Raw genomic sequence first — 13,741 nt, forward strand, 5'->3', positions numbered from 1 at the left:
TGAGGTGTCAACCACCACCCCAGGTTGTTTCCTCGGGCTAAGTGTCAACTATGTCGCGGCTGAGGTGTCAACCATCAGGAAGGTTCTCGCAGGCACGCCGTGTCAACTATGTCGTGACTTCGGACACCGTCGCCGGCTCCACTATGACGTCGAAAATGATAAGTAGGCGTTTGCGTTAGCGCGTACGCCCCAAGGGGGTCAAGAAAATCGCTTGCGTTAGCGAGTGTATAGCGCATTAGCTCTGACCTGCGGAAGCGCTTTCCTCTCTTTCGGCTGAGCGAGCGTTTGCGTTAGCAGGCGTTGATCTGGTCAAGGCGGACGCTATGGTCGGCGACCTCGGTAACGAGTTCAGCGTCGTGGGTGATGACAATGACGACGGCACCAGTGTCAGCGAGTTTACGCATTACTCGGGAAATCGCGACAAGGTGCTTGTAGCCAACACCGGACGTGGGTTCGTCGAAGATGTAAACTTTCTTGTTCGCAGCAAGCGCTGTAGCAATAACCAGGCGTTGGCGCTGCCCGCCAGAGAGTGCTTGGGGATGGTCAGCCTCGTGGTCGGCAAGGTCGAGTTCTTCAAGGATCGCGTGGGCATCGATGTGTTGCTTTTCGGCTTTGGTCGTGCCGAGCGTGACTTCGTCGATGACGGTATCTGAGAACAACTGTCGGGTAGGGTCTTGCATCACAAGGTAGGCGTCACGGCTGGGGAATTTTTGTCCATTGAGTGTGATGGATGCGTGTTTGGCTTTTTCTAGTCCGCAAACAATGCGTGCCAGGGTTGATTTCCCTGAACCGCACGGGCCGAGGAGCGCTGTGATTTTCCCTGCCGGAAAGAGCGCATGGTCGACGTTGAGAACCGTTTTCCCCTGCCGGTAGGCGAAGGTGAGGTTGTCGATCGTGAGCCCCTCCCCTGCCGGTTCCGGAAGTTGTGGCATAGACACAGTCACTAGGGATCGCAGTCCAAGCTGTTTGCGCTCCTCATCCGAGGTAGCGTAGAACTCTTCGCCGGTTGCGGTGAGGGCGATCTTGCCTTTGTCGAAGCAGTAGACACGGTCAGCGATCCCGGAAAGAAAACTTAGCCGGTGTTCAGCAATGATGATCGTGTGTCCATCAGCTTTGAGCCTGGCGATGAGTGTGGCGAGTTGGCCGATAAGATCAGCTGATAGGTTCGCGGTCGGCTCGTCAAAGACGATCAGCGACGTGTTGTTGCACATGGCGACGGCGCAGGCCACGCGTTGCATCTGCCCGCCCGACAGCTGTGTGACGCGGGATTCCAACAGGTCGGCGATACCTAACTCGGCTGCAACCTCGTCAATGCGGGCACAGATCTCCTGCGGGGCGCGGCCGAGATTTTCTGGGCCGAAGGCGAGTTCTTGGCGCACGTGAGTGGTGTAGAACTGGGTGCGTGGGTTTTGAAACACTGTCGAACAGTGGTGGGCAAGCTCTGATAGATCTACTCGTGCCACGTCAATGTCGTCGACTGTGACGCTTCCGGTAAGGTCGCCGTCGTGAAAGTGCGGGATGAGCCCGTTAAACAGCCGTAGCGCGGTGGTTTTCCCCGATCCCGATGCGCCACACAGCAAGGTGACGGTTCCAGGTGTGATGGTGATGGTTGCGTCAGTGATTGAGGGGTGGTCTGCTCCTCGATAGGTGAAGGTGACGCCGGTGGCTTGGGTTATTGTCATAGGACGATTCTCCATATCGCGAAGCCGATAACGACGAGCAGAATGACTGCGTCGATCACACGGAATTTCACGACCGTGACTGAGGTGGGCTTTGCGGTTCCGCCCAGTCCTCGCACGAGGGCAGCAGATGCCAGTTCGTCCCCGCTGCGTACCACGGTCGATAGCAGCGGGATTGTGAAGTACTGGGCCGCGCGCAGGGAAAACGCAGACATGCCGCGTAGTTTCATCGCATCTGAGATCGCTTTAACCTCGTGGCCGATCACGGGCAGCACCCGTAAGGCAACCGAGATTGGGATCGTGAAACAGGTCGGGATCCGTGAGCTGACGAGTGCTTTTTGCAAGGTGGCGGGTCGGATTACACCGATCGCGTATGCGCCCATGCCTGCGCTGACACTGAATCGCCACATCCACTGCAAAAACAGCATGAGGAACGCGCTGACCGTTGACTTCCACACCAGTGGTATCACGAAGACGAGCCCGCCGAGGACCGCAAACGTGGCCAGGTAGACGGCCACCCAGCTCGGGCGCACGAGCGTGTTGGGGTTGATCGCAGCGCTCGCCAGCATCACGGCGGCGAATCCGCCCAGAGCACACACGAACCACGGCGAGTAGGCACTGTAGATCGTGGTGGAGACGATGACGAGCGCTACGATAATCGTGCGCGGGTCGGGAAGTTTAGACAAGACCGGCCCGTTCAAAGTGCTTACGCGCCACCCTGGTTCCCAACAGACCAGCAAGCCAGCCCACGATGAGCATCACAACGAAGAAGCCCAACAGAATCGGAATCGTGACAACCTGCGCCATCTTCGCGGCATACTCGGCGCCCATTTGTTCGGCGATCTGCGACATATATGCGTCTTGGTCCATAAATAGCGGCATCCACGGGGAAACATAGATCGGCAGAATAAACAGTGCGTATGCCAGCGGAACGCGAACCTTCACGCTCTTCGGCCCCTTGGTAATGACTAGGTCGGCGAGCAGGCCGAATACAGCGGCCACCGCGATTCCCCCTACCCAGTGGCCGGTCACGAAGAAGAGGATTTCGATGATAATCAGCATGATTGTCAATGCCCCCATCTTCGGAGTGCGTGCTGTGAACAGCGCAAAGACGATGCCGTTAACGAGAATAGAAAGCAAGAAGCCGGCATACATGGCGGCGGGGATGAACCCGAGCATTCCGAATGCAAACACGATGACGAACATCAAGGCGGTGAAGACGCCAATGTTGATGAAGTCGCGCGTGTTGAGGCGCGAGGATGTAGGCGTAGACATAGTTTTTCCTTTCATGTGCTTATACGTGCTGTGTTTAGACGAGTTGCCATCCAGCTGCGTTGATGCGTTCTTGCCAGAAATCGCGGTATTGACCCGGCTGGTTGACCAGCTCGTCGTGGCACCCGCGCTGGGCGATACGCCCATCGTGGGAGAGCACAATGATTTGGTCAGCTTGGCGAATGGTTTCAAGTTTGTGGGCGATGACAATTAGTGTGGAGTGCTTACGCAGCTCGTTCATCGCCGCAACAATGTTGGCTTCATTTTCCGCGTCCAACGCGCTGGTGGCCTCATCGAACAGCACGATCGGGGCTTTCTTCACCAAGGCGCGAGCGATGGACACTCGTTGGCGTTCCCCACCTGACAGTGCACGCCCGCCAGCACCCGCCAATGAATTCCAGCCGTCTGGGAGGCGGTTGACAATTTCCGTCACGCCCGACAGCTCAGCGGCCCACCTGATTTCTTCATCAGTAGCTTCGGGATTGCCAAGGCGAATGTTGGCTTCGAGAGTGTCGTTGAATAAGTAGACGTCTTGGAAGACCAGAGATATCTGGCGCATCAAATCTTCGGTGGTCTGCTCGCGCACGTCCACTCCGCCAACGCGCACGCTGCCGGACTGCACATCCCAGAAACGTGCAACCATCCGGGCGATCGTCGTCTTCCCGCACCCAGATGGACCAACCAGGGCACACATGCCGCCTTGCGGGACATGGAAGGACATATCGTGCAGCACCGGGGTGTCCGGATCGTAGCTGAAGGTGACGTCCTCGAAACGAACATCACCAGGTGCCCTCACTGGTGTAGAGGCATCGGGTTCGGACAGTTCGGGGGCATCCATGACCTTGTCGACGTGGTTCATCTGCTGGCGGCGTTCTTCCAGCCCGGTCATGCAGCCACCGATGTCTTGGAGCATGGTGGTGAACCGCAGGCACATGCCGATTGTGACCACGGCGTTCAGCGCATTCATTTGCCCGCCGAGGGCGAGTTGGGCGGTCAGCCAGATCATTATCACGACAAGGGCTTGGACGAACATTCCATTAATCAGGTTCGCTAATGTTTCGATCCACAATGCTTTGCGGCTTTTGCGGTCAGCCTGTTTGAATGCCCGATCAAGGGCCGGGTAGTCGTCGGCGACATGGCAGGAGCGCAGCGCGCCTTGGCAGGTGGCGAATTCGACCATGCGAGCCGCCAATTCTGACTCAGCTGGTTCGGAAACCTGCTTACCTTTATCAAGAAGCACGCGGGAGATATGGAGGAAGGCGAGCATGATCGGGAACGCGATCGTCAAGGTCAGTCCCAGCCGCCAATCCCAGAACCAGGTTCCCACAGTGATCACCAGCACGGCTGAGAGTTTTTGGACGAGGGAGAAAATGAAGTGCGCCGCCGACTCGCCCAAGTTCATCATTTCCTGGGTGACCATGCGCGACAGTCGGCCAGAGCTACCCGAATCGAACACTCCCAACGGTAGGCGGGCTACTTTGTTACCTATTGCGTGGTGGACGTCGTGAATGAACCCGAGCGCGCCAATATAGCCGGTGCGCATGCCATAAAACTCGGTGCCTACACCCGCTACCGAGATCACCGCCAAGGCGATGAGCCAGCCCCAAAACGATAACCCCCACACCGGCATTCCGGTCGCTAGGGCACTTGCTGCGGGAAGCAGAATCAGCAGGGCAAAGCCGTGACACAGTCCTGAGACCGCACCCCACGCTTGACCGACCGAGAGGTCACGCCACGAGGCGGGTTCCATCAAACGCTTAAAGCGTGGCAGCAATAGTTGATTCATCGTGTCATCTCCTCACATGCACCTTGGGCAAGAAGTGCCTGATAGTGCGCATTACCCAACAGCTCGTCGTGTTTACCGACCACAGCAATGCGCCCGCGTTCCATGACGACAATCTGATCCGCGCCCCTGATCGACGCCAACCGGTGGGCGATCACAATCACGGTTCTGCCTTTGGCAAGAGTCGAGAGAGCTTGTTGAATTTTCGATTCCGATTCCGGGTCCGCCATCGCCGTCGCCTCGTCCAGCACCAACACTGGGGCATCAACCATGAGCGCCCGGGCGATCGCGATACGGGCTGCCTGCCCGCCCGAAACGTGGGTGTCCTCCCCCAACACGGTGTCGTAACCATCTGGCAGGCTCATGATGAACTCGTCGATCTGCGCGGCTCTCGCCGCCTGTCGCACCTGATCCAAGGTTGCGTCTGGCGCGCCCAGGGCAATGTTGTTGTGGATGGTGTCGCGAATAAGCTGTGCATCTTGCAAGACGAACGCGACCGTCGAATACAACAAATCCTGGGAAATGCTCTTTAGATCAACCCCGCCGATAGTGATCGTGCCAGCGTCCGGGTCATCGAAGCGGGCAATTAAACTCGCCAACGTCGACTTCCCCGCACCCGACGGGCCAACCAGCGCGGTCACCGTGCCTGCCGGAATGCTCAGGCTCACCTCGTCTAATGCCTGGGTGTCGTCATAGGCATACGACACACCCCGAATCTCGATATCATGACCGTGTGGTGTCTGTGGCGCATCGGGCTGACTCAACGCTGGTAGCTCCATGACGTTCACCAGCCTCACTGCGGCAGACCCTGCGAGCTGGTACGACCAGGCGATGGTTGCGACTGCCATCAACGCTCCCGGCAGCACCAACGCGATCAACGTCGTCGTTATCACCTCGTAGATGCTCACCCAACCGGCGTTCATCATCAACGCGCCACCGCCAAGGTTCACGATCAACAACACCGGGATCGACACCCACGAAAATGAGGCGACCGACATCGACACCAGCGGCATACACCACGCCCGGTAGAACTTAGAAAACTCGTTAGCCGCATCTAAATAGGCTTTATGTGCTTGGCCGACCTTGCCGAATGCTTTCACCACTGAGATACCGGCAACGAACTCGGCCATCGTTGCCGAAACCTGAGCGAGCTTGGTGTCCATTTGTGCGGTCTTCTCATTCATCCCACGCATCGACATGCCATACATGCCCACATAAATCGGAATCGTCGCAATCGACAGCAGAGCGAGCCGCCAATCCACCACAAACGCATACACCAACAAGGCGAGCGGGGATACGATCGCGTTCAGTTTCTCAATCGGCCCGTGCGCGATCACTGTATGCACCGTGGCCGTATCATCCTGAATGGTCTTGCGGATCTTCCCCTCACCCTCGCGGGTAAACCACGACAGCGGAGCAGTCGACATTCGGGCGGCAATTTGCCGACGCATCTGATTACGCAACGACAGGTCAATAAAATGCGTCACGCCCAATGCAACAAAATATAAGGTCAACCGGGCCATGTATGCGCTGACGAGGAGCATGACGATCCAGTTCACCCGCGCCGGGTCCACCTGGTCTTGCATAAGTTCTCTGCCAAGCTCCACCAGAGCCGCATACGGGGCAATAGCCAACACGCCTGAGAGAAAAGCCAAAACCTGCGCGATAAACAGTTTGCCTTTCACCGGCTGCGATAGCTGACGGATCGCGTTCTGGCCAGCGACAGATTTTTCCTTCGCGGACCCATACTCACCGTCAACAACCTGATCCGTTACACTATCGTTCACGTAAACACCATCCTTATTAGGTAAGTCTAACCTTACTAGCTTTCTGGGAGGTGTACCTAACCGTGCACATCAACCGATACGAGCATCACCCTTTCAAGGCCATGCTTACCTGTTCACCGGTGCGGAATACCAACCGGATCGTATCCTCGTCTACGATGGCGTGGTCAATGAGTGCGCTCCACTCTACATCTGTAAGAACGAAGGCTCTTGGGCTGGAAGTTTGCTGCGCCCGCGAAATGGGTTCGCACCGATCAAGCACTTCAGGACTGTCCAACACGAACTTGAAGCAAGTCCATCTACTGCTCAAGAGTACGAAACACTCACAGAGTTAATTCTCGAAACGCTCAATCAAGCCGGTATTGAAACACTCCGTGCCCTCCAACCACTAGCTGAAAGCGATGACACCCCCTAACCAGATAACCGCTAACGCAAGCCCACCCGCAGATCCCCTTGGCTTCAAACGGACGCCACCCCCAGTGGGCGTTACAGCGATGACTGCCGGATCGCCGAACCTCCAGCGAAGTAGCGAGCAGTCTCAAAAACAGCTAAATCCCAGCTCAACAGGGGTTTAGTGGCTCATGCGGCTTTTATCATTTTCGACGTCTAAGCCTCCACTAACACCCCTTTTGCAGGGGTGTTTACGTTTGCCGTTTTTGAGGTGGGCGGAGACGCGAGTGACAAAAGACGCAACCCGGAAAAATTTGGTCGCCATAACCGCAGGCCGTAAAAGGGCTAGACGTCAAGAGGTGCGTCTTTTGTCACTGAAGCGAAAGGGAAGAAGCCAAGAACAGAGACCCTACCCGCAGCGGACGATGGGCTGCGGGTCGTAGACCGTGGTGGTGGTTTCGCGGCTGAGTTCGTTGCCGGCGAGGTCGGTGATGACGCGGGTGTCGGAGGTGGTGAAGCCGGGGGCGCCGCCGGATGGGGCGCAGTCGGGGCCGGTGACGGTGCGGGGTTGTGGCTGGGTGTAGGCCCAGCGTCCACCGTTGATGGACTGCACCTTGACGGTCTTGACGCCGAGGAGGCTGACGGTGATGTTGCCGCCGCCGTAGTTGGTGACGATTTTGACGGGGTGGTTGCTGTCGTTGCGGAAGGCGAGGTCGATGGCGCCTTCGTAGACGGTGGCTTCGCGTCCGGCTGGGTAGCGGGAGATGTAGTAGGAGTGCGGGGTGGAGGCGACGTCGGTCATGCCGGCGAAGTAGGCGGCGTTGTAGAGGGTGGTGGCGAACTGGGAGATGCCGCCGCCGACGGCGGTGCCGCCGCGGCCGTTGATGATGATGCCGGATTCCACGTAGCCCTGGGCGGTGCCGCGGGGGCCGGTGTAGCCGTTGAGGGAGAACGTTTCGCCAGGGTTGACGATGGCGCCGTTGACGGTGTTGGCAACGATGCGGATGTTCTCGCCGGAGGCGCCGGAAAAGCCGCCGGTGGTGAAGGTGCCGACGGTGTCGTTGAAGGTGGCTTGTTCGGCGTCGGCGGTGGTGAAGGCGGCGGGGACGTCTTTGTAGGTGGCGTCCCAGGTGCGGTCGGCGTCGTGGAGGAGGCGGTCGTCGAAACCTTTGAAGGTGGCGTCCCAGTCGACGCTGATGCCGTCGACGGAGGGCTCGATGCCGCCGCTGGTCAAGACGCGGGCGTTCTTGGCCTCTACCTCGGACTCGGCAAGCTGCTCGCCGAGGATGGCGCCGGCCGCCTTGTGGTCGACGACGGGTTTCAGCGCCTCGTCGAAGTGGAGGATTTCGCCGATGCGTTCCTTCGGGATCACGGCTGTGACGTCTTCGCGGCCGTTGACGGTGAGTGGCCCGGAGAGGGCGCGGTGGACCGGGCCGTCCATCGCTTCCTTCAGAGCGGAAGCGCCGATGCGCGGCGCTATTGGTTGCGGCTCAACGGTGACGCCGTCGGGGTTGAGCCAGTGGGTGGTCAGCTCGGTGCGCAGCGCGTCGGCGGGCACGTCTTGGCCGTCTTCGGGGGTGCGCTGGCGGGCGGTGCCACCCTCGAGGGTGATGGCGGCGTCGACGGGGTCGCGGTGCAGTTCTTTCTGTAGGCGGGTGATTTCGGGGGCGAGTTTCGCGTCGTCGACGCTGGGAACGACGGCCACTTCGTGCTCTCGGATCAGGCCGCTGAGGCGCTCAATCGGGCTTGCGGACTGCAGCCCGGCCGCCTCAATGGTCGCCACGTAGTCGATGCCGAGCCCGGCGCGCTGCGGCACCACTTCGGCGCGCTCTGGCCCGGAGGTGACGGTGATGGGGCGTGAGGGGGCGTCGCCAAGTTGGGCTTTGAGCTCGGCTTCTGCTTCCTGCGGGGTGAGCCCGCCGATGGCGACGCCGCCGACGGTGGTGCCGCGCGGCACGTGGCCGCGGTTGAGCGCCAGGTCGGCGAGGTAGATGGCCAGCAGCACCGCGAGCACGCCCACGGAGAAGCCGATGAAGATCTTTGTTGCCCTATTCACCCGCCCCAGGGTAATCGAGTGTGGGCTATAACCCAACGTCAATGAGTTGTTGTTGGACGCGGGTCGCGGCCTCGTTGATGCGGGATTCGGGGATTTCTCCCTTTTCGACGCCCGCTACGACACCATCGATGATGCCTGCGATGTCGTGGCCGGAGGACCAGAGGGCTTGGTCGGCACCTGCGCTGATGGCGAGGCGGACCGCGTCGGGTGTGGGGGCGTATTCGAGGATGCCGCGCATGCCGGAGAGGTCGTCGGTGACGGCGACGCCTTCGAAGGGGACGCCGCCGGGGTAGTCGCCTTCGCGCAGGATGCGGTAGGCCTCCGGGTTGAGGCTGCTGGGCACGCCCTCGGCGCCGAGGCCGGGCACGATCATGTGGCCGACCATGACGCTGGCGCGCGGGAAGCGCTGCAGCAGCTCGCCGTAGGGGACCAGGTCGAAGGCGTGCAGGTCCCCGATGGGTGGCGTGGTGGCGAGCTTCTTGTGGGTGTCGCCGGAGGCGCGGCCGTGTCCTGGGAAGTGTTTGAAGGTGGGGGTGACGCCGGCGTCGAGCAGGCCTTGGGAGAAGAGTGCGGCGATGCGGGTGACTTCGGCGGGGTCGCGGTGGAAGGCGCGGTCCCCGATGATGGGCAGGTCGGCGGCGTCGATGTCGACGACGGGGGCGTAGTCCACGTTGATGCCGTGGGCGCGAAGCGAGCGGCCGATGTCGTAGCCGGTGCCCTGGATCACCGCGGGCGTCCCGCTGGCCAGGCGGCCCGGCGCGGGGAAGTCGCCCAGGATGTCGGTGTGGCGCTGGACGCGGCCGCCCTCGAAGTCGATGGCGACGGTAAACCCGCGCGGGTACTGCTCGCGCAGCGCATTGATGTCGCGGCCGGGCTCGCGCAGAAGCTTGGGGTCTGCCCAGCTGGGGATGATGAGGCCGCCGACGCCTTGGTCGAGGGCCGCGCGGGCCTGGTCGTAGTTCTTCACCCCGACGACCATGAGGGATGCCACGCGCGCGCGGAGGTCCTCCGGGACGCGCTGCTGGGCTGGCGTTTTGGGGACGACCTCGGTGATCGGCACCGTGTCGGTGGGCAGGAGTGGGATGTGTTCGTGGAGCGGAGCGGGCGTCGCCACCTTGTGTGGGGCCGGCTCGGGCGCGCACCCGGCAAGCACGACGACGAGCCCCGCCGTCACCGCGGCGAGCCCCCATACACGTCTGGTACGCTTTTGCACATGTCAAACCGTACTACCTTGCCTTCCGTTGTGGCTAGCGCCGTCGTCGGTGTTGTGCTCGGCGTGGTGGGCGTGATTGGGGTAGCGGCGTTCTCCGGGCAGAATTCCGTGCCGGTGTCTAACGCCGTCCCGGCAGACGAGGCCGTGCTTGGCGGCCCGGAATATGGCGCGCGCTAAACTCCGCAGCTGCACTCCCCACTTGGTCGCGTGGGTCATCATCGCGCTGATTGTGTGGGCGCAGGCGCCGGGGCAGATCGCCGCGGACACCAAGTTCGACCTCACTACCAACCCTGCCGGGTTCCTCGCGCAGGCGCTGCACGCCTACACGGACCGCTTCACCCTCGGGCAGCTGCAGAACCAGGCGTACGGATACCTCTTCCCCCAAGGCGTGTTCTTCCTGCTGCCACTGCCCGCGTGGGTGTTGCAGCGCTGCTGGTGGACACTGCTGGTCGGGCTGGCGTTCTCCGGGACGTACGCGCTGGCCAGGCGGCTGGGCATGCGCGGGGTGGCGGGCCCGGCGGTGGCCGGGGCGCTCTACGCGTTCAGCCCGCGCATCCTGACCACGCTGACCGCCATCTCTTCGGAGGCCTGGTCGGTGGCGTTGGTGCCGTGGACGCTGCTGCCGCTGTTGGGCGCTGAGCGCCGCCCGAAACTCGCCGTTGCACTGCTGCCGGTGGCGTGCATGGGCGCGGTCAACGCGACGGCTACCATCGCCGCCTGCCTGCCCGCTCTGCTCGTGCTGTGCGCGCAGCGCCAGTGGCGCGCCGCCGCGCTGTGGCCGGTGGGCGCGGTGCTGGTCAACGCGTGGTGGCTCGGCCCGCTCGTGGTCCTCGGCCGCTATTCCCCACCGTTCACCGACTTTATTGAGTCCGCCTCAGTGACCACTGCCTGGCTCAACCCGATCGAGGTCCTGCGCGGCACCACCAGCTGGACCCCGTTCGTCGACGCCGAGCGCGCCGCCGGGCACCTCCTGGTCACCGAACCAGTATTCGTGCTGCTCACGGCGGGTGTGGCGGCGCTCGGCATCGCGGGGCTGGCCCGGCGCGACATGCCCGCCCGCGGCCCGCTCGTCGCGGTCTTCGCGGTGGGCGTCGGCATGCTGTGTTTCGCGCATGCCCACCCTTCACTTTTCGACGCCCCCCTCGCCGCCTTCCGCAACCTGCACAAGTTCGACCCGTTGGTCCGCCTCCCGCTGGTGCTGGGGGCCGGGTGGGTGGTGTCCCGGGCGCGCACCCCGCAGCTGATCGGCGCCGTCACGCTGGTGGCGGTGGCGGTATCCCCGGCGTGGTCGCTACGCCTGCTGCCACAGGGCACGTGGCAGGAACCGTCCGCGGACTGGGTCGCGGCGGCCCGCTGGCTCGACGAACACGCCACCGGCACCCGCACGCTCGTCGTCCCCGCCGCGCCTTTCGCCCGCCAGACCTGGGGCTGGACGCGCGACGAACCCATCCAGGCGCTCAGTCAGGCGCGCTTCGCAGTGCGCGACGCCATCCCCCTCGTCGACCCGGAGGCGATCCGCGGCCTCGACGGCCAGGTCCGCGCCGTGGACTCGGAGGCGCTGCGCGCCATCGGGGTGGGCGTCGTCGTGGTCCGGCACGATTTGGAGGAGGCGGTGGCGTCGACAAGCGTGCCCGATCTTGGCGAGCCGACCGTGCGTTTCGGGGACGTCGATATCTATGTGCTGGAGCCCACGCGCGACATGATGCTGACCAACGCCACCCCCGTGCGCGTCGACGCCGGCGGCGAGACGCTGCCCCTCCTGTGGCGCGAGTTCGGCTACTTTCCCGCAACCCTGACCAGCGGTGATGCGGACATCGTGACGGATACGCCGGCGCTGGCGGTGCGCAACTACGGCGCCGTGCAGCGCGCGCAGTCCGCGCACCTGGCCACCGCTTCGGAGGGCAAAGACGTGCGCAACCGGGTGCCGGACTACCCGTCTGCGGGCACACCGGTGGGCGTTGCCATGGAGGGCGCCGCCTCCGCTTCCTCCTCCGCCGCCGACGCCACCGCCTTCGGCGGCGCCCGCGCCTCCCGCTCCCTCACCGCCGCCTTCGACGGCCTCGACGACACCGCCTGGTGGCCCGCCGCCCAAGACCCAAACCCGTGGCTGCGCTTCGCCCCCACCGCCGACACCGCCACCATCACCGCCACCGCCAACACAAAAGTGCAGGTCACCGACTCATCCGGCGAGCGCACGCTCAGCCTCGTCGCCGACCAACCCCGCACCATCAGCGTACGCGGCGAAACCACCCTCACGCTCACCGAGCCCGTCGGCATCACCGAAATCGACGCCGGCATCCACCGCATCGTCGACGTCCCCGGCACTGCCGACACCTACTTCTTCCAACGCCTCATGCCCGAAACCACCACGCTGCAGCGCGCCTTCACCACCGCCGAAGACGCCGAATGGCAACTCTCCTCCCCCGCCCTTATCGACGGCTCCTCCGCCACCAACACCGTCTTCCTCCCCGCCGGGCGCCACGAACTGGTCACCGACGCCGAAACGATCACGCTGCGGCGCGGGCCTGCGCCTGCTATTTCTTGGGAGCCGGTGACCGGTGGCGCAGTTGTGCCCGCCGACCAGGACCGCCTGCTCATCACCACCCGCGCGTTCAACCCAGGGCTCCAAGCCAGCCTCGACGGCGAACCCCTCACCGCCCAACGCATCGACGTCGGCCAGCTCGCCTTCCGCATCCCCGCCCGCCACGGTGGCACCCTCACGTTCTCCTTCGCCGGCGAGCGCCCCTACCGCCTCAGCCTGTTCGGCGGGGCGGCGCTCAGCCTGGTCACCGTGCTGGTGTTGGGGTGGTTCGCGTGGCGCCGCCCTGTTGTTGGCACTCCGGCCCGCCCCGTCCCCGACGGGATGGTGGCGGCGTTGCCGCTGGCAGCCGCGCTGTGCATCAACCCGCCAATCGGAATCGTCAGCGCCATCGGTGTCTGGGCAGTCCGCCGCTTTACCCTCCTGGCCAGCCAATACATTGCCGCCGGCGCCATCACCGCCATGGGATTGTGGCTGGCACGCGCGCCCTGGCCTTCCGCCGGGTACGCCGGCGACGCCGCCCTCATGCTCGTGGCCGGGTGCGTCGCGGTGGCCTGCCTCGCCTGGCCGGACTAGGTTTGGCTGCCCCGCCCGGGAACCATTTTGGGGCTTCGGCCGGTTCCGGTCGACCGACATGGCGTTTCCCCAGGTCGCGACCGCTGTCTACGACAGAAAGTTCCCAAGACCACCGCCTCTTCGCACCAGATTCCAGGTTTCCGGCGAGCGGGTTTGCAAAACCCCAGGTCGCGCAAACCTCATGCAGGAATTTGGTGCGCACCCGGCCGATCATCGCACCCCAAAACCGTTTAAAGCGTGCGCTTAGAAGCGTGCAATGCAGGTCGCGCATTCTCGTCCGGCCCGACCGATTTCCGGCGACCAGCATCGCACGCTTTTAACACCTCGACCGGAACAAAATCGGGTGACAGCACGCCACTCCATCTACAAGCGCTCTGCGATGTGCGGCAGCAATCACTAGAATGATCGCAGCCGGTGCTCGCAGCAGAGCTGACTGGAATTGCAGGAAT

The 13,741-nt window shown here is 62.8% G+C and carries 9 protein-coding genes; 2 read left to right on the forward strand and 7 right to left on the reverse strand.

All coding sequences use genetic code 11. The features are described 5' to 3' along the window. Positions 1-290: 290 nt before the first annotated feature. The 7 genes from BJP08_RS01220 to BJP08_RS01255 form a co-directional block, all read right to left on the reverse strand. On the reverse strand, positions 291-1,682 hold the full coding sequence (locus BJP08_RS01220) for an ABC transporter ATP-binding protein (RefSeq protein WP_070975612.1): 1,392 nt from the start codon (positions 1,680-1,682) through the stop codon (positions 291-293). Further along, on the reverse strand, positions 1,679-2,365 hold the full coding sequence (locus tag BJP08_RS01225; RefSeq protein ID WP_070361802.1) for an energy-coupling factor transporter transmembrane protein EcfT: 687 nt from the start codon (positions 2,363-2,365) through the stop codon (positions 1,679-1,681). The genes BJP08_RS01220 and BJP08_RS01225 overlap by 4 nt, the downstream gene beginning before the upstream one ends. Beyond that, a complete protein-coding gene (locus BJP08_RS01230; RefSeq protein ID WP_070361801.1) occupies positions 2,358-2,954 on the reverse strand; it encodes an MptD family putative ECF transporter S component in 597 nt (198 codons plus the stop codon). Before BJP08_RS01230 ends, BJP08_RS01225 begins: the two co-directional genes overlap by 8 nt. Positions 2,955-2,988: 34 nt before the next feature. Then, positions 2,989-4,737: an ABC transporter ATP-binding protein gene (locus BJP08_RS01235; protein ID WP_070975613.1), complete on the reverse strand. Its 1,749-nt coding sequence runs from the start codon at positions 4,735-4,737 to the stop codon at positions 2,989-2,991. After that, complete coding sequence (locus BJP08_RS01240) at positions 4,734-6,521, reverse strand: ABC transporter ATP-binding protein (protein ID WP_071567895.1); 1,788 nt, start codon at positions 6,519-6,521, stop codon at positions 4,734-4,736. The genes BJP08_RS01235 and BJP08_RS01240 overlap by 4 nt, the downstream gene beginning before the upstream one ends. A 796-nt stretch (positions 6,522-7,317) precedes the next feature. Continuing rightward, entirely contained in the window at positions 7,318-8,964 is a 1,647-nt protein-coding gene (locus tag BJP08_RS01250; protein ID WP_255364715.1) for a VanW family protein, read from the reverse strand. Positions 8,965-8,989: 25 nt separating this feature from the next. Beyond that, on the reverse strand, positions 8,990-10,177 hold the full coding sequence (locus tag BJP08_RS01255) for a glycoside hydrolase family 3 N-terminal domain-containing protein (RefSeq protein ID WP_071567896.1): 1,188 nt from the start codon (positions 10,175-10,177) through the stop codon (positions 8,990-8,992). Here BJP08_RS01255 and BJP08_RS01260 point away from each other — a divergent pair, their 5' ends adjacent. After that, entirely contained in the window at positions 10,178-10,354 is a 177-nt protein-coding gene (locus BJP08_RS01260) for a DUF2613 family protein (protein WP_071565697.1), read from the forward strand. It begins immediately after the preceding gene. A 22-nt stretch (positions 10,355-10,376) separates the two neighbouring features. Beyond that, a complete protein-coding gene (locus BJP08_RS11950) occupies positions 10,377-13,292 on the forward strand; it encodes an alpha-(1->3)-arabinofuranosyltransferase family protein (RefSeq protein WP_304441024.1) in 2,916 nt (971 codons plus the stop codon). The last annotated feature ends 449 nt before the right edge of the window (positions 13,293-13,741 follow it).

The organism is Corynebacterium sp. NML140438 (assembly GCF_001875725.1).
In the GTDB taxonomy this organism is placed as follows: domain Bacteria; phylum Actinomycetota; class Actinomycetes; order Mycobacteriales; family Mycobacteriaceae; genus Corynebacterium.